General features: G+C 56.9%; 9 protein-coding genes and 1 tRNA gene. 8 read left to right on the top strand and 2 right to left on the bottom strand.

Annotated features, from left to right (window positions below; genetic code table 11):
• The first annotated feature begins 36 nt into the window (after positions 1 to 36).
• From L1047_RS15005 to L1047_RS14995, 3 genes are all read left to right on the top strand, one after another.
• On the top strand, positions 37 to 555 hold the full coding sequence (locus tag L1047_RS15005) for a CheW domain-containing protein (RefSeq protein WP_443081737.1): 519 nt from the start codon (positions 37 to 39) through the stop codon (positions 553 to 555).
• A 345-nt stretch (positions 556 to 900) separates the two neighbouring features.
• Positions 901 to 3,363: a methyl-accepting chemotaxis protein gene (locus L1047_RS15000; protein ID WP_235279808.1), complete on the top strand. Its 2,463-nt coding sequence runs from the start codon at positions 901 to 903 to the stop codon at positions 3,361 to 3,363.
• A 178-nt stretch (positions 3,364 to 3,541) separates the two neighbouring features.
• Positions 3,542 to 9,289: a response regulator gene (locus L1047_RS14995; RefSeq protein WP_235279807.1), complete on the top strand. Its 5,748-nt coding sequence runs from the start codon at positions 3,542 to 3,544 to the stop codon at positions 9,287 to 9,289.
• A gap of 30 nt (positions 9,290 to 9,319) precedes the next feature.
• Here the strand turns inward: L1047_RS14995 and upp are convergent, their stop codons facing one another.
• A complete protein-coding gene (gene upp, locus L1047_RS14990) occupies positions 9,320 to 9,955 on the bottom strand; it encodes a uracil phosphoribosyltransferase (protein ID WP_235279806.1) in 636 nt (211 codons plus the stop codon).
• A 124-nt stretch (positions 9,956 to 10,079) separates the two neighbouring features.
• On the opposite strand from upp, the gene L1047_RS14985 reads away from it, so the two are divergent.
• The 3 genes from L1047_RS14985 to L1047_RS14975 all read left to right on the top strand — a co-directional run bounded on the left by L1047_RS14985 (position 10,080) and on the right by L1047_RS14975 (position 12,679).
• Positions 10,080 to 10,718, top strand: coding sequence for a DUF305 domain-containing protein (locus tag L1047_RS14985; protein WP_235279805.1), 639 nt, complete (start codon positions 10,080 to 10,082; stop codon positions 10,716 to 10,718).
• Positions 10,719 to 11,009: 291 nt separating this feature from the next.
• On the top strand, positions 11,010 to 12,509 hold the full coding sequence (gene lnt / locus L1047_RS14980; RefSeq protein WP_235279804.1) for an apolipoprotein N-acyltransferase: 1,500 nt from the start codon (positions 11,010 to 11,012) through the stop codon (positions 12,507 to 12,509).
• A 97-nt stretch (positions 12,510 to 12,606) separates the two neighbouring features.
• A tRNA-Thr gene (locus tag L1047_RS14975) sits at positions 12,607 to 12,679 on the top strand.
• Between the two features lie 16 nt (positions 12,680 to 12,695).
• Here L1047_RS14975 and L1047_RS14970 read toward each other — a convergent pair.
• Entirely contained in the window at positions 12,696 to 14,357 is a 1,662-nt protein-coding gene (locus L1047_RS14970; RefSeq protein ID WP_235279803.1) for a serine/threonine-protein kinase, read from the bottom strand.
• Between the two features lie 286 nt (positions 14,358 to 14,643).
• Between L1047_RS14970 and alaS the strand changes: the two genes are divergently transcribed.
• A complete protein-coding gene (alaS, locus tag L1047_RS14965) occupies positions 14,644 to 17,307 on the top strand; it encodes an alanine--tRNA ligase (protein WP_235279802.1) in 2,664 nt (887 codons plus the stop codon).
• Entirely contained in the window at positions 17,308 to 17,733 is a 426-nt protein-coding gene (locus tag L1047_RS14960; protein ID WP_235279801.1) for a hypothetical protein, read from the top strand. It begins immediately after the preceding gene.
• The last annotated feature ends 44 nt before the right edge of the window (positions 17,734 to 17,777 follow it).

Raw genomic sequence — 17,777 nt, 5'->3', positions numbered from 1 at the left:
GCTAATATGCATCAAACCATCACGCGGGGGAGCACCATGCTGGGGGATCTGGATTTATTAATAGGGGATGAGACCCAAGAATTACAGGAAATGGAGGCCCCAGAAGGGGAGCTATTCCTGAAGTTCAAGGTGACGACTGGAGAACAATTTGCTCTGCCAGCAGTTTCGGTGGTGGAGGTGATGAGCATTGGGCCTGAGAAAATCACCCCCATGCCCAATGTGGCACCTGTTTTGCTAGGCACCCTCAATTTGCGGGGCGAAATCATTTGGGTCGCTGATCTCGGGCAGTTTTTGGGAATTAGCCCACCCTTGAATGTGGATCGCACTGAGCTCCCGGTGGTGGCGGTCATGGAGCAACAAGATTTGCTCATGGGCTTGGCTGTGGATTTAATTGTGGGCATGGAATGGCTGAAGACCGAATCGGTACGGCCTGCCTTCACGGCTCCCGAAGCTATGGCTCCCTTTTTGCGGGGGGAATGGATGGTGGCCGAGACGGGGTCAACCTTGCCATTGCTGGATCAGTCAGCCATCCTGAGATCTAATCATTGGGGGTGATGAAGTGTCGGTGGGGAGAGGGTGTATAGTTCGTATCAAACGATCAGATTGAACCATTTTGGAGAGGGGAAAAGCTGAAATTACCTAATCTTCTATGGGAGTCATCCAGTTCTCGAGGATGCCCCCTCCCCGATCTCCCCAACGGAGCGTTCGACAGGTCGCAAAAAGTAAAAAGTAAATTGTCAGGTAAATTGCCAGAGGTTGGGAGAGCAGAGGCCGCAGAACACACTGGGGATATAACTCATATATACCACGAGAGGTTCTGGGGTATGGGTGTTGAGGAGAGTTCCGTTGAATCCGTGTTGAAGCGCGAACAGAGGTAACGAAGCAGTGAAGGGAGGATCCATGGTTTCGAGCGCGAACAATCGAAGAGACTACACCGATGCGGTGGCCGCATTTTGGCAAGGAGACTACGTCCAGGCGGTGCGGTTGTTCAACCAGGTGATCGCTGCTCAGCCGCAGGATACTGCTGTCAAGCTGTTGCTGGCTTCTGCTCAAAAGCAGGCGGGTCAGTTGCTTGAAGCTCGTCACACCTACGACATCATTCTGCAAACCTCCAGCAGCCCGGATGAGTTGCAGTCGGCGCAAAAAGGCCTGGATGAGCTGTTGCAAATGGCGCCGGAATTGGCGGATATGCCCTATCCAGAAGCAATGGAGAGCCTTCAGGAGGAGAATTTCTCCACGTCCGATGTCTTCTCCAATCCAAATGGGTTTCCGGAAGGGGATCCCTTCCCGCAGTTTGAGGGCATAGAAGAGGGATCGGAGGACTTTTCTGCGCCAGATCCTTTTGCCGACCCCTTTGGAGGGGATCCCTTCCCAGTGGGAACTGATGAGGATATCTTCGCTGGAGAAGAAGGATTTGAGGATCCCTTTGAGACTGGGCTACAGATGCCGGATCCCTCTGGTGAATCTTTTGAGCCAAGCTCTCTGCTGACACCACCGATTGTGGAAGAACCAGAAGATCGCGTGACCGATGACGATTTTGCCTTCCTAAATGAGTTCGATCAAGAGCCCCTCGAGGCGATGGAAAGCGAGTCCATCACTCAGGTGGCCGGTAGCGAAGATTTTCCGGATCAGATGGGTTTCTCTCTACCCGCTTTCGGAGATGAGGGATCCCTGGAAGAGAGCCTACCCACAGAGTTGGCCGCCCCGATGAGCGAGCCGATCCCTGCCCCCGAAGAAGACACAGCCAGCCCTGGCCCCACTCTGTTTGACATTGATGAACTCGACAGCCTGGATCGAGAGATCGCCGATATGGACGGCAGTGGGCAGATGGATATTTTCTACGGGGATGAAGGTGAAGCCGGTGATATGACCTCGATGGCTGGAGTGAGTGCAGGGACGACCTCCAGTTCGCAACCTCGGACACCGACTTCCTCCATGCCGATTCCGACGGCCAAGGCAGCCGGGGTATTCTCCGGCCTCTCCAATCGACCGATCGCCGATCAGCAGTTGGCCATGGCACTGATTCAAGGGGCCGTCAGTTTGGCCGCTGGGTTGGTGATCGGCCTCGGGATCCCGGCCAGTGGGGGTGCTCGCCTGATTGGGGGCGTGATTGGGGGTGGAGTTATCGGTACAGGGGCAGGGGTACTGCTTGGCGCTAACAATGCCAAGCAAATTCGCTCCAGCACCAATGAATTGGCCAGCCACTTTGCTACTTTGGCGCAAGGGAATTATTCGGTACGGGCCAAAGCCGGTGCCAATGACGAGTTGGGTTGCCTGGCCAACAGCTTCAACCAAATGGTTGCAGCCATTGAAGCCAACTTCACAGAGTTAAACCAACGGGCCACCGAACAGGGGCAGGCCAAGGAAGACCTACAGCGCCAGGTGATCCGCCTGCTAGACGATGTGGAAGGTGCCGCTCGAGGCGACCTCACCGTACGGGCAGAAGTGACTGCTGACGTACTCGGGGCCGTTGCCGACTCCTTTAACCTGACCATCCGCAGCCTGCGAGATATTGTTAGCCAGGTGAAACGCGCCGCCACCTCCGTGAATGATGCGGCTCTCCAAAATGAGGACTTTGCTCGCAGCCTTTCTGCTGATGCTTTGCGCCAGGCGGAGGATATTTCCACCTCCCTCAACTCCATTCAAATGATGACGGATTCTATTCAAGAGGTGGCCAGCAATGCCCGTGAGGCAGCCAATGTGACTGCACAGGCAACAGAAGCAGCATCCCGAGGGGGAGAAGCGGTGGATCGCACCGTGAGCGGCATTCTAGAGATCCGAGAAACCGTGGCGGAAACCACCCGTAAGGTGAAGCGATTGGCGGAATCCTCCCAGGAAATTTCCAAGATCGTCGCCTTGATCTCTCAAATTGCCTCCCGCACCAACTTGCTCGCCTTGAACGCCAGTATTGAGGCTGCCCGTGCCGGGGAATCGGGGCGGGGCTTTGCCATTGTGGCCGATGAGGTGCGCCAACTGGCAGACCGGGCTGCAAAAGCCTCGAAAGAGATCGAGCAGATCGTGTTGCAGATCCAGTCGGAAACCGGCAACGTGATGACGGCTATGGAGGAAGGCACCCAGCTAGTGATCGAGGGCACTCGGCGGGCCGAGCAGGCCAAGAACAGCTTGGACGAGATCATTGGCGTCAGTCGGCAAATCGATGGGTTGGTGCGGGCCATTTCTCAGGCCACCGTGCAACAGACGGAAACCTCCCGTTCTGTGGCGCAGGTGATGCAATCGGTGGAGCTGACCGCCAACGAGACCTCAAAAGAGTCTCAAAAGGTGGCCGCCTCGCTGCAGCAGTTGGTGAGTATCGCTCGTGAGCTGCAAACTTCGGTAGGTCGATTCCGGGTTGGGGATGAATGAGCAATTCTACCGTTTTGAGGGCATTCTAGGGAGAAGGATCTCAATAGAGGGGGTCTAGCCCTTTTTATCCAGGGATCCTTGTTGCATGGCGCACCTAAATCTCCGCATAAACGAGCTTCAATCTGTCTGATCTGTTACTACTGATTAATACTGTGGGCTGTAGGAAGGGCCTCCTGTCATGAACGAAGAAGCACAGAAGCGGATCCTAAGTTATTTCATTGAAGAAGCCCGGGATCACCTGACAACGATCGAACAAGTGCTCCTCAGCCTGCGGGACAGCATGAATGACCCAGAGCTGATCAATGAGCTGTTTCGGGCCGCTCACTCCATCAAGGGGGGATCCGCCATGCTCGGCCTGACCAGCATCCAGCGGACAGCCCACCGTATGGAGGATTTCTTCAACATCTTTCGCTCCCATCCGGGCGGAGTGCCGGTGGATCAACACCTGGAAACTCTACTGTTACGGGCTTTCGACAGTCTGTCGATGCTTTTAGAAGAGCTGCAAAGTCCTCGGGGCCTGACTGAAGAAGTGGGCAACGCAACCTTGGCAGAGTTGGAGCCTGTTTTTCAGGAAACCGAAAAGCATATTCAAAACCTCCTCGGCGAGGGATCCGTTCCCACCCCCACCCCGGCTCCTGTGGTTGCAGCGGTGGCCCGCACCCTCCAACAGGATATGGCCGAGGTGGTGCCGCAACGGTTACGTCAGATGTTGGATCTGTTCAAGCAGCGGGATCAAACAGATATCCGGGAGCGATTGGCCCAAGTGAACAGCATCTTGACAGAGATTGGCCAGACCCATGCCCTCACCGGCTGGCAACAGCTAACAGAAACAGTAGGGCAAGCGCTCCAAAACCCCGACACAGATCTGCGCACTTTGGCCTTGGTTGCCCTACGGGACTTGAAACAGGGGCAACAATTAATTTTGGAAGGCAGACCTGAGCAGGTAGCCGCTTCCGCAGAATTGCAACAATTGGCTCAACCCGCAGCCCCCAGCGCACCCTTGGCTCCTCTAGAGGTGCTGGTGCAACAGCAGATCCCTCCTTTGCTGCGCCAGATGTTGGATCTGTTCAAACGACCCGACGATCCGGCAACTCGACCGGCGCTGCAAACCTTGGCGCAATCTTTGCACGATCTGGGACAGTCCTCAGGGCTAGACGTGGGGGGGTGGACTTCTCTGACCCGTCTGATTGGTGAAATTTTGGCGGATCCCGGCCAGGATCTGCGCCAACTGGCGCTGCCAGTATTGCGGGATCTGAAGCAAGCCCACCAATCGCTGGGCAGTGGCACGGCAAGCAGCATTGAGCCTTCCGCTGAGCTATTGGCCTTCTGTCCTATTCCAGTAGCCCTTGAAGAGCCAGAAACCCTCAAAGCCTTCGACTTCGGCCTGACTGGGGAGCCAGAACCTGAGGTTGCGGCAGAGCCAGAACCTCTGTTCCCAGAACCCGATGGCATTGGTGCACCAGAGGAGTGGGCGGCTGCCGGGATCCCTCCAGAAGAGCGTTTCAGCTCTGACCTGAGCTGGGAACCCGAGCCTTTAGAAGAAGCCCCCGAGACTCCCGTTCGCGCCAGCGGCGACTTATCGCAGGGATCCTCCGAATGGGATTGGATCGGAGAGAGTGCGTTGCCGGAAACCGAGGGTGTAGAAGCCGCTTGGGATCTGTTGTTGGAGGAGCAACCATCTGGTGCAGAATCGGAGTGGACGTTGGAAGAGGGCGCTGCCCCAGGCAACCTGTTCATCCCAGACATGGGGGAGGCGGAACTGGATCTGAGCTGGCCAGATGCAGTTAGCCCTGGCGAGGGATGGGAGCCGGAAATTGCTTCTGCTGGGGAAACCGAAGCCGAGGATCTGTGGGGGAATTGGGATCCCTCCTCAGATTCTGGTTTGGGCGCAACCCCACCCGAACTGGGTAGTGAACCGGAGATCAGCTTAGCCTCTGACCTAGAAGGCTTTGACCCCACCCCCTTGGGTTTGGAAGAGGAAGCCTCCACTGCCTTTGACGATCTGTTTGCCAATGCCGAAGAGCTTTCTGGTATCGAAGAACCACCACCGGAACTGCTCGCACCCTCCCCCGAGCCTTTCTCGCAAGATCTCGAGGATCTGAGCCAACGGCTGGAGGAGGTGAAAGCCGAAGGGGATTTGTCGGATCTGTTTGCAGAAGTGGTGGATCAAGCGGTGGCGGAGTCTTTACCGGCAGAACCCCCAGAGCTGGAGTGGGCTGAGGAGACCGGTCAGTCCTGGGATCTTTCCCCGTCGTCTGCAGCAGAGGCGTTATCCACCTGGACAGAGCCTCCCGCTGAGGATTCCCCGTCGGCGCTAGATTTTCTGACCTATTCTGCTGAGCCAGCGCCTGCATCCGACCTCATTTCCGAGGGATCCGTCGAGGAAGCCGCACCGGAGGATGCTTTTGACCTGTGGATGGGTGAGGTGCCCGGTTTCACCCCCGGAGCCGAGGAGGCCACCGGATCCCTGGCAAATTTGCTGGCAGAATCGGCGGAGGAACTTGCTCCAGAAGGTGTGGCTGAAGAGGCAAATCTGTTGGGCTCGGATGGATCCAGTTTTGAATTTGCAGAGTTCGGAGCCGAGCTTTGGGGGGCAAAACCCTCAGATCTGGAGTCAGATCTTGAAAATGCTGCCGCAGACTTTTTGGCCGAACCTCCTGCCGGCCTGGATCTGGATGATTTTTCTCCCCCTGCCGAGCTATCGGATTGGGAGGATTTGGCCTCGGATTTCTCACAACCGGCAGAGACAGGATCTCAGGAGGTGGAGTTCTCCGATACTCTAGCCCTCGATGCGGAAGAGGAAAGTCTAGAAGAGCTCTTTTCCACACCTGCAGGGGAAGCCGATTCCCTGTTCTCCACCCCAGAATCGGTAGATTCAGCCGAGTTTGAAGACTTCCTAGCAGATGAGCCTTTTCCCCGCTTGGAGGAGTTTGCCGCACCCCCAGACAGCCTGTGGACAGAACCAGAGACACCCGTTGAATCTGGTGAATCTGAAGAAGCCTCCTTTGTTCTCGCAGAGGACTCGATGCCGCTACCGCCCACAGCAGACACAGAAGCGGAGCTTAGCTTTGGTGATCTCTTCTCTAGTGATGACCTAGAGGAGACAGTGAGCCCAGAGACTACGCTCGAGGTGCCTCCGTCAGACTTGTCAGACTTGTCTGAGGCTTGGGCTTGGGGCGCACCAGAATCCGCGGCGGCAGAACTTCCCGAACCAGTCAGCGCGGGCGATACAGATTGGAGTCTGCTGGAAGACATGTTCCCGGCCCAAGAAGAGGCCCTCGTGGAACCGCAGTCCACCGACTTGGGAGGCATTGCCGCCTCTACCGAAGCCTCTTTCGACCGCCTCGATGCCCTGTTTACGGATGAGGCGGATACCGAAGGCTTAAATCTGGAGACCAATCCCTCGCTCTCGGCCATGGATGCAGATGGGGATGGGCAAGTTGATCTGGACGAATTGAGTCAGTTCTTCGCCGAGGAAGAGGCCGTTACGAGCTTTGGCGAAGAACTGGACAGCCCCGCAGCAGCGCTTATGCCCGAACCAGAACTCCCCCCTGCTCCGGCAGAGGTGGATTTGGAAAGCCAATTGGCCGGACTCTTTGCCGAGGATGACTTCTTTGCCAGTGAGTCCAGCCTGGCGGCAGAAGCAGAGATAGAGGACTTGGACTTCGACTCCGGCCCCCGCTTGGATGATTTGGCCGCCCTCTTCGATGAAGGAGAGCCAACAGCCACCCTTGAAGAGCCTGTTCTTGCCCCAGAACCTGTGGCCACCAGTGATGTTGGAATCGATTTTGAGGCACAACTGGAATCTCTGTTGGGAGACTTGGGCACAGCTCCCAAAGCCCCGATTGCCGCATCAGTACCGACTCCTACCGTTGCTGCTCCGGTTACCGCACCAACCCCAGCGGTGACAGCCCCCAGCACCCGGCGAACCCCTGCCTTTAGTAACCCGGTGATGCGGGTGGAAGTGCGCCACCTCGACTCCATCAACAACTTGGTGGGAGAGTTGGTGGTCAACCGCAACAGCATGGAGCAAAACCAAACGCGTCTGCGCCAGTTCCTAGATGGCCTTTTGGGACGGGTACAGCAGTTGGGGGATTTGGGCCAGCAAATGCGGGATCAATATGACCGTTCTTTGCTGGAATCGGCTTTGTTTTCCAGCCGTAGCTCCGCCTACAGCGGCGCGGTTACTGTTGGCTCCGGTCGCTATGGAGAAGGCAAGCCAGGCGGATCTGGCGGATCTAACAACAGGAGTGGTCACTCCTCCGGCCAAGACTTCGACAAGTTGGAGATGGATCAGTTCACGGCCTTCCATACCCTGGCTCAAGAAATTATCGAGTTGATCGTGCGGGTAAGGGAGTCGTCTTCGGATATTGAGTTTGCGGTGGACGAGGCAGAGCAGATCACCCGCCAGTTCCGCCAAGTGACCACTCAGCTCCAGGAGGGCTTGAACCGGGCGCGCATGGTGCCCTTCTCGCAAATTGCCGACCGGCTCCCCCGGGCCATTCGAGATCTCTCCATCAAGACCGGTAAGCAGGCCAACTTGGTGGTAGAGGGGCGCGACACCCTGATCGACAAGGCCATCCTCGAAGAACTCTATGACCCGATGACCCACCTGGTGAACAATGCCCTAGTGCACGGGATCGAACCGCCTGAGGAGCGCCGCCGTGCCGGCAAATCCCCCGAAGGCAAGATCACTATCAAAGCCTTCTATCAAGGCAACCAAACCATTATGGTCGTCTCGGATGATGGGGGTGGGATCCCGGTGGACAAAGTGAGAACCAAAGCCCAACGGCTGGGCCTGCTGTCGGAGCAAGCGGATGAAGACGAGGTGTTCAACATCCTCTTCAACCCTGGCTTTAGTGCCCGTGACGAGGGAGAGGTAGACGATCTGGCCGGACGAGGTGTCGGTCTGGATGTGGTGCGCCGCAACATCAGTGAACTGCGCGGCAGCATTCAGGTGGATTCTGTGCAAGGTAAAGGCACCACCTTCACCATCCGCCTGCCCCTCACTCTGAGCATTTCCAAAGCCATGGTCTGTGTCAGCGACAAAGCCCTGATGGCCTTCCCCCTCGATGGGGTAGAGGAGATGCTGGATATTCCTGCCGACGAAGTGCAGATGGACGAGCAAGGGCGGCCCACCATTCCCTGGCGGGATCAACGCCTGCATTTCCAACCCCTCTCGGATCTGTTGGCCTACAGCCGCAGCCACAACCGCAGCCGCTCTGAGGTCTACAGCATCAGCCAGGATGAGGGCATCATCCCCATCGTCATCCTGCAAAGTGCTGGCCAGTATGTTGCCCTGCAGGTAGACAGCTTTGTGGAAGAGCAGGAAATCGTGATCAAGCAACTGCGCGGGCCTGTGGCCAAGCCGCCGGGTATTTCCGGGGCGACGGTGCTGGGGAACGGGCGGGTGTTGCCGATTGCCGACATCATCGAGCTGGTGGATATGGCCCACGGTCGTCGTCGGGATCTGAACCGCTTCTGGTTGGATCATCGGGATGATGAACCCACACCGGAAGAGGTGCACCAAACCACGGTGCTGATCGTGGACGACTCGATTACGGTGCGCGAGTTGCTCTCGATGTCTTTCCAGAAGGTGGGCTACCGGGTGGAACAGGCCCGGGATGGCCAGGATGCCTGGGAAAAGCTGCGGGGTGGTTTGCCCTGCGATCTGATTTTCTGCGACATCGAAATGCCGCGGATGGATGGACTGGAGTTGCTGACTCGTCTACGGGAAGACAGTACCCTCAACCGTCTGCCTGTGGCCATGCTCACCTCACGGGGAGCCGAACGGCACCGGCAAACGGCGCGGGAACTGGGGGCAACCGCCTACTTCACCAAACCCTATCTGGAAGAGGAGCTACTCAGCGCTGCCGCTCGCATGCTGGAGGGAGAACAGTTGTTGTCCGCCAGTCCAGCTTCCTAACCTCTGCCTCAGAGTCAACCTCAAGCCACCTCAACGGGTACCAAACAGGCGATCCCCCGCATCCCCCAGGCCGGGGATGATGTAGCCGTGCTCATCTAGGCCGTCATCCACTGCGGCAGTGTAGATGGGTACATCGGGGTTCTGCTCATGGAAATGTTGGATCCCTTCTGGGGCAGCCACCAAACAGACAAAGCGGATCGACTTGGGGCGGGTCTGACGCAGACGGAGAACAGCTGCAGTGGCTGAATGGCCTGTAGCCAACATCGGATCCACCACCAACACCTCCCGATCCTCAATATCAGTGGGCACCTTGAAGTAGTACTCGATGGGGATCAGGGTATGGGGATCCCGGTATAGGCCGATATGCCCTACCCGTGCTGCCGGGATCAGCTCCAACATGCCGTCAAGGATCCCTTGTCCAGCCCGCATGATCGAGACGAGCACCAACTTTTTCTCTGCTGCCAGCATCGGCGCCAACATCGAAGCCATTGGGGTTTGGATCGATTCCGGTTTGAGGGGCAAATCGCGGGTGACCTCGTAGGCCATCAGCAGACTGATCTCCCGCATCAGGGCCCGAAATTCGGCGGTGGTGGTCTCAACGCGGCGCATGAGGCTGAGTTTGTGCTGCACCAGGGGATGGTCGATGGTAATCACCTGGCCGGTCATACCTGTGCTCCCAGAGAAAAAGGATCCCGAGGGGATGGATGCCAGGATAGCAGAAGTGCTTGACTCTCCAGTCGGCTGAAACCTTTAGGATGGGCTCTGTGTTGTTGTCAGTTGGAGGTGACCGATGATCCGGAACAAAGCAGCCTATGGCCTGATCCTGACCAGTGTGGTTGCCCTTGCGGAGATTGGAATGGGTTTAAGAGCAGAATCGGCTGCTCATGTGAAAAATGCGGATCCCTCTGTCCATGGGACTCACGCGATGAGCTTGGGCCCTGCAGATGAAGCTTTTGATTTGCGCTTTATCGATGCCATGATTCCTCACCATGAAGGGGCTGTGATCATGGCAAAAGAGGCCCTGGAAAAATCCCAACGGCCTGAAATTCGCCAGTTGGCGGAGGCGATTTTGGCGGCCCAAAGCGAAGAAATTGAGCAAATGCAGGCTTGGCGGCCGAGTTGGTACCCAGAGGCACCCCGTTATCCGCTGATGTGGCATGAGGAGATGGGGCACATGATGGCGATGACCCCGGAAAGACTCTCCGATATGCGCATGGATAGTGATTTGGGATCTGCCAACGATTGGTTTGATTTGCGCTTTATCGAGGCGATGATCCGCCACCATGAAGGGGCTGTGATCATGGCAGAAGAGGCCCTAGAAAAATCCCAACGGCCTGAAATTCGCCAGTTGGCGGAGGCGATTTTGGCCAGCCAACAGGCGGAGATCGATCAAATGCGCGGCTGGCGAGAGCAGTGGTATCCGCAATAAGGTAACTGGAGGCACCATACGCCTCTTCTGTCAAGTTGGGAGAAAGACTTGATTTCTCGTAGTCGGAAATTTTGCTGAAATGATGTAAACTCATCGAAATTTCCGAAAGTGACGAAAGAGGTATGCTTGGCTGAGGGATCCGCAGCCCGTTGAGGAGAAGGGTCTAGGGATCCCCCAGGACATGGAGCGGCAGATGAGATGGTAATAAAGCTGGAACCAGAACGCTCAACTTGGCAGGAGAATCTGTCAAATCAGAGAGGCACCGAGTGGAGAGAGCACTGGCTGATCATCTTGACCATTCTGCTGCTCTGCCTGGGCTCCCCCAATCGTTGGCTGCACTGGTTCCCGGGGGCACTGCTGGGTTTGGCGCCGCTGTTTTATCTGTGTGAACAACGGCAAGGATGGCGGCGACTGGGCTTGGCCTACAGCCTTTGGTTCTGTGTTTGTCTCTATGCCTTCTGGGTGGATCCCTTTTCCGTCAAGGTGCTCAGCGCTTGGGAGATCCTGGGCGGATTTGTGGTCGCTCCGCTTATTCCGCTGTTTTTCACCACCGCTACGCTGCTCAGCCTTTACCTCAGTCGGCCCCTGCCCGCTTGGGTGCGTCCTCTGGGCATAGCCACCGTCTGGACAGGGTTGGATGGATTGTTGGGCTTGCTGTGGTCTCCAATTCCCTTCCATTGGGGATCCCTGCTGTTTGACTGGCCTTTAGGGATCCAAATGGCCGATGTGACAGGCATCTGGGGCGTGACCTTCTTCGCGGTGTTCGTCAATGGGCTGCTCTGGCAAGTGGCCACCCAAGGTTGGCAGATCTGGAAGAACCAGCTCTCTGACCGTTCAACCCTCTGGCGGACGCTGGCTTTGGGGTTAGGTCTGAGTGGAGCCGTATTGGCCTATGGGGGCTGGCGGTTGGCGTATTTCGATAACTGGGCGGCGGGCGCAGGGGCTCCCCGTTTTCGGGTGGGGGCTGTACAGCAGGTGGCTTGGTTGGAGGCAGATCGCAGTTGGGAGTATCGCATAGAGCGGTATCGAGAGCTGCATCAACTTTCTAGGCAGGCGGTGGCGAAAGGGGCGGAGTTGGTGATCTGGCCGGAGGGGGCGTTGCGGGCGCGGTTGCTCAACACGGGGTTGGAACCCTATGTGCTCGAGCCAATGCAAGGGATCCTCCTCCCCACAGGAGCGCTGATTACGGGTGCCACTGAGCCGGATCCCCGCACAGTGGATCTGCCTGATGATCAAATGCAGTTTTTCAACACCGCCCTGCTGTTCGATGCTCAGGGTAATCTGCTGGATTTGTTTGGCAAGCAGTGGATTTTTCCCTATTTCGAGTCGGGGCGGTATGTGCCTTCACCGGATGGATATCGGCCTCTGGCGGGAGGTGAGCGTTTCGGGGCTCTGGGGGTGATGGTCTGTCTGGAGAGTGTTTTGCCTGCGCCGAGTCGGACGTTGACTCGCAATGGGGCAGAGTCTTTGATTGTGATCTCGGATGATAGCTGGTTTGGCAACAGTCACTGGCCGATGCTGCACGGCAAGCTTTCGGTTTTCCGGGCTATTGAAAATCGGCGGAGCGTAGTGTTCGTGAACAATACCGGCGGCAATTTGGTGGTGGATCCCTCGGGGCGGCTGCAACAGGTAGGCCCGATTTTTCAGCGGGGGGTGATTACTGGAGAGGTGATGCGGCGCTCGGAGCAAACCTTTTTCAGCCGCAGCGGCGATTGGATGGCATGGCTAACCCTGGCATTGTCTTTCGGATTGTTGCGCTGGCGTTGGGGATCCCGAGCGCGGCGGGGATGAGATAGAATCGATAAGCTCAATTCAGGGGAATGACAAGAAACCCAGACTTGGTGGCCGCTCGGGTTTTCGGAGTCTTTCAACTGTTGAAGCATACCCTGCTGATGTAGCTCAGTTGGTAGAGCAGCTCACTCGTAATGAGCAGGTCGCGTGTTCGAGTCACGTCATCAGCTTCTCAAATCCATCTCTCTAACCCAGCAAGGCACCCTGCCGCCGGGCAAACTCCCGGAACTTCTCATCCATCTGTGCCCCCCGTAGGTCAGCTTTGCGAAAGCTGGTAAAGCGTTTGTTGGTTTCCTCTGTGTGTTGGGCCAAGCTCACCCGCCCTGTCATCGACCAAAGCACCGAGCCGGCCACCACCAAAGCGATCAAAGCTGCTCCCAAAGCGTAGACCAAATTACCTGTGGCAAGGCGGATAATCAAAAAGGCCAGGAGCCCTGAGCCCAGCAACCCCCCCAAGCCAGCTGCGATTCCCCCCAGAGTCTTGGCCCGCCCAAACAACCTGCTGAGGGCCTGTAACCAACTGGGTTGAGGGGTATTGAAGAGGATCCCGCGCAGATCGGCCCGCTGGAGGTTGGCCCCCGAAAAATCCGCTCCCCGCAGATCCGCCCGCCGCAGATCCTGACCAGCCAAGTTTTGGTTGGCAAAAGATTGTCCGCGCAAATCGGCTCCGGCCATAGACTGATTTCGGGGTGGCGTGGCAGGTTTGACTCGTCCGAAACCCGTAGTGCTGGTAACCCGACCTTGAGCAAACCCAGTGGTGCTGATGAACCCAGTGGGGGTAGTCCCTAGACCCCCAGAGGGGATCCCGCCAGCGGTGGGTCGCGCGATCGGTGTGGGCTGGGAAAATCCCTCCGAACGGCGTCTGGCCCAGTGACTGGAGATCATCGACGGACTCGGACTGATGCCGACCGGGTGATGGGGTAAAACTATCGGCTGAGAAACCGGGCCGTTAATTTCCTCTAGCGACATCCCCTGGAGCGCCCGCAACACTTCGGTCGCCGTAGCAAACCGTTGATTTACAGTCTGCTGCAACATCCGGGTCAAAATGGCGTTGAATTCCGGGCTGAGCTGTAGACGGTTCGACCAATCCCACTGACCCGTGTCGTGGTCATAAAACTTGGCCGGCGATTCTAAGGTCATTAAGTTGATGCAAGTGGCCGCCAAGGCATAAAGATCGCTGGAGGGGCCTACCGCCTGCCCCTGCACCTGCTCTGGAGGAGAAAAGCCTAGGGAACGAATCGCCGTCACTTCCACCACTTGTTCATGGGCCGGGCCCAGCTCCTTCACGGCCCCAAAGTCGATTAGCACCAACCGCTGATCCTCTTTGCGGCGGATCAGGTTGGCGGGCTTGATATCGCGGTGAACCGTGTTGTGGCTGTGGACATAGCTGAGGATCAGCAGCACCTCCTGCATCACCTGTCGGGCTTGTTCCTCCGAAAAAGGCCCATTGCGGTGCATTTCTTGGGAGAGGGTGATGCCCTGAACGAACTCCTGCACCAAATAAAATTTGCCACCCTCCTGAAAGTGGGCAAACAGCTTGGGAATTTGTGAATGTTCCCCAAGACGCTCCAACACCTGGGCTTCGCGGTTAAACAGTTCTTCTGAAAGCTTGGCAATTTGCGGTGAATTCTCCACTGGGCGTAGCTGCTTGATCACCCGCCAAGGTTTGGAGGGCATATCTTGGTCGCGCACCAGGAAAGTGGAGCCAAAGCCCCCTTGCCCAATTCGTTTGAATGCCCGATAGCGATTGCGAACCAGAAGCGGATGGCCACAAGCTGCACAAGTGGAAGCCTCCGGCGGGTTTTCCGGCTGCGAACAGGCAGGATTGAGGCAGTAACAGTTGGGCATACCAGTTCAGGGCCTACCAGCTGACGATTCGTGCAACCGGTGCGGGGCTGAGGAGCAAGGGGGGCAGACAAGTTGTGAGAGATACATCTAGGTTAGACCGGGAGGGAATAAATTTTGCACAACTGCTGCGGATAGGGTGATTTTAGCGTCTGCCCTCTTGAGATAAATCGGAGAAATCGCTTAGTTTTGCCGTTGATTGGCGTGGACTAGGCGCCAGTCTGGGAAGGAGTGGGTTGCCCAGAATGCAAAAAACTTAGAATTGATACAGTCTCCCTTTGCCCCTGCTATGTTCCCATCTCTCTCCGGTGCAGAAATTCGCCAAACCTTTCTGGACTTCTATGCCCAACGGGGCCATCAAGTGCTGCCTAGTGCCTCGCTGGTGCCGGAGGATCCGACGGTGTTGTTGACAATTGCCGGGATGTTGCCCTTTAAACCGATTTTTTTGGGGCAACGGGATCCCGACTATGCACGGGCCACCACCTCCCAGAAATGTGTGCGCACCAACGATATCGAGAATGTTGGGCGAACCGCTCGCCACCACACCTTCTTCGAGATGCTGGGCAACTTTAGTTTTGGAGACTATTTCAAAAAAGAAGCGATTGCCTGGGCGTGGGAACTGGTGACGGAGGTCTTTGGCCTGCCTCCGGAGCGGCTGGTGGTGAGCGTATTTCGGGAGGATGATGACGCTTTTGCCCTATGGCGAGATGAGGTAGGGATCCCGGCCCACCGCATTCAACGGATGGGGGAGGCGGATAACTTCTGGGCCTCTGGCCCGACCGGTCCCTGTGGCCCCTGTTCCGAGATCTACTTTGATTTCAAGCCGGAATTGGGAGATGCCCACATCGACCTAGAGGATGATTCCCGCTTCCTGGAAATCTACAACCTGGTGTTCATGGAGCTGAACCGGGATAGCGAAGGTCGCCTCACCCCTTTGGCCAAGCAAAACATCGATACCGGCCTGGGACTGGAACGGCTGGCCCAGGTGCTGCAGGGGGTGCCCAACAACTACGAGACGGATCTGATCTTGCCAATCATTCAAACGGCTGCCGGCCTCGCCCAACTGGACTATTTCCAGGCCACCCCGGAGCAACAAACCTCGTTGAAGGTGATTGGGGATCATGCGCGGGCGGTGATGCACCTGATTGCCGATGGGGTGATTCCCTCCAATGTGGATCGGGGCTATGTGTTGCGGCGGTTGATCCGGCGGATCGTGCGCCATGGGCGGCTGTTGGGGATCATGGATCCCTTTACCCCAGCGGTGGTGGAAACCTCCATTCAGTTGGCGGAAGCAGCCTATCCGCAGGTGCGAGAGCGGGAAATCCTGATCAAAACGGAGCTGAAACGGGAGGAGGAGCAATTTCTCAAAACCCTGGAGCGAGGGGAAAAGTTGTTGTTTGACCTGTTTGCTACGGCCACCGGCTCTGCTAAGGCGGGTAAAAAAGGCCAGAAAACCCCGCAAAAGCAGATTTCTGGCGCCGATGCTTTCAAACTTTTTGACACCTACGGCTTTCCGCTGGAACTGACCCAGGAGATCGCCGCAGAACAGGGCTTCAGCGTAGATCTGGCCGGGTTTGAGCAGGAAATGGAGCAGCAGCGGCAACGGGCTAGGGCGGCTCACCAAACCATCGACCTCACCGCCCAGGGATCCCTGGATGAATTGGCGGGTTTCTTGAGCCAAACGGAGTTTTTGGGCTATAGCCAAGCCTTAGCCAAAGGGGTAGTGGAGGCCCTGTTGGTGGAGGGGGAATCGGTACCACAGGTGGAAGCGGGACAATCCGTACAGATCATTTTGGATCGCACCCCCTTCTACGCCGAGTCGGGCGGTCAAATTGGCGACCGGGGTTATCTATCTGGGGATGAGCTGCTGGTGCGGATTGAGGATGTCCAGAAGCAGTCGGATCTGTTTATTCACCTGGGTCGAGTGGAACGAGGCACCCTGCGAGTCGGGGATCCCGTCCAGGCTCAGATTGATCTGGCCTGTCGGCGGCGCGTCCAAGCCCATCACACCGCTACCCACCTGTTGCAGGCGGCCCTGAAAAAAATTGTCGATCCCTCGGTGGGTCAGGCGGGATCCCTGGTAGCCTTTGACCGATTGCGCTTCGATTTCACCCTATCGCGGGCCGTCACCCCTGCTGAGTTGGAGCAAATCGAGAGCTTGGTGAATACCTGGATTGCCGAAGCCCATACTGCCCAGGTGGCGGTCATGCCCTTAGCCAAGGCCAAGGCTAAGGGAGCACTGGCCATGTTCGGGGAGAAATACAGCGAGCAGGTGCGGGTGATCGATTTTCCGGGGGTATCGATGGAGCTGTGTGGCGGCACCCACGTCAACAACACCGCTGAAATTGGGCTGTTTAAGATCATCTCCGAAACCGGCATCGCTGCTGGGATCCGTCGCATTGAAGCCGTAGCCGGGCCAGCGGTGCTGGAATACCTAAACGAGCGGGATAGCGTGGTACGAGAACTGAGCGCCCAATTTAAGGCCAAGCCGCAGGAGATCCCAGAACGGATCGTGGCCTTACAAACAGAGCTGAAAACCACTCAAAAGGAACTGGAGGAAACCCGCGCCAAGCTGGCGTTGCTACAAGCAGAACAGCTACTGGAACAGGCGATTTCCGTCGGTGGACTGAAAATCTTGGTGGCAGAACTGGGATCCACCGATGCCGAAGCCCTGAAAACCGCCGCCGAGCATCTGCTCCACAAACTGGGGGAAGGAGCCATCGTGCTGGGATCCCTGCCGGAGCCAGGCAAGGTGAGCTGGGTGGCAGCCTTTAGCCCGTTGGTGCAGAAAAAAGGTCTGAAAGCCGGATCCTTCATTGGCGAGATCGCCAAGCTGACTGGCGGGGGCGGGGGTGGACGGCCCAACCTGGCTCAAGCGGGCGGGAAACAACCGGAGAAACTACCAGAAGCCTTGCAGGTGGCTCAAGAACAGCTGCAAATGGCCCTCAGTTAAGTGAAATTCCGGGTATTTAATATCGGATCCAATCTCAATGTCACCATCAATGGGCTGACCATTACCAACGGATCTTCTGGTTATGGCAGCGGGATCTTTGCGGCAACTGGCTCTACCCTCACTGTGAACAACAGTACCCTCAGTAACAACAGCGCAGACTCTGACGGTGGAATCCGCTTATTCACCACCTTTTCTAAAGCCACTGTCTCAGACAGCAATCTCAGCGGCAATACCGCTACAACCAGCGGTGGAGCTATCAGTAACCTTGGGGGCACTGTGATTTTGAATAGCAACAAATTCGGCACGGCGGTTCCCAGCAGTACAGCCAACGTAGCCTCAACAGGCCCCAATGTGGCTAACCTCAATGGCAACACCGGTTCAGGCAATGATCCCAGTACTTGTGATGCCAGCAGTGGGTCTTATTAGTACAGAATCACCACCAACACCAGTTCTGGCAAAGCCAAACCTGC

This window comes from Synechococcus sp. Nb3U1, assembly GCF_021533835.1.
GTDB lineage: Bacteria > Cyanobacteriota > Cyanobacteriia > Thermostichales > Thermostichaceae > Thermostichus.
The sequence above is the reverse complement of the archived record's forward strand: the minus strand, read 5'-3'. Positions and strand labels throughout refer to the sequence as shown.

Excerpts from the sequence above, each read along its gene's own strand:
- L1047_RS14995 (WP_235279807.1), top strand. The coding sequence starts at position 3,542 with ATGAACGAAGAAGCACAGAAGCGGATCCTAAGTTATTTCATTGAAGAA.
- L1047_RS14970 (WP_235279803.1), bottom strand. The coding sequence starts at position 14,357 with ATGCCCAACTGTTACTGCCTCAATCCTGCCTGTTCGCAGCCGGAAAAC.
- alaS (WP_235279802.1), top strand. The coding sequence starts at position 14,644 with ATGTTCCCATCTCTCTCCGGTGCAGAAATTCGCCAAACCTTTCTGGAC.
- L1047_RS15000 (WP_235279808.1), top strand. The coding sequence starts at position 901 with ATGGTTTCGAGCGCGAACAATCGAAGAGACTACACCGATGCGGTGGCC.
- L1047_RS15005 (WP_443081737.1), top strand. The coding sequence starts at position 37 with ATGCTGGGGGATCTGGATTTATTAATAGGGGATGAGACCCAAGAATTA.
- L1047_RS14985 (WP_235279805.1), top strand. The coding sequence starts at position 10,080 with ATGATCCGGAACAAAGCAGCCTATGGCCTGATCCTGACCAGTGTGGTT.
- upp (WP_235279806.1), bottom strand. The coding sequence starts at position 9,955 with ATGACCGGCCAGGTGATTACCATCGACCATCCCCTGGTGCAGCACAAA.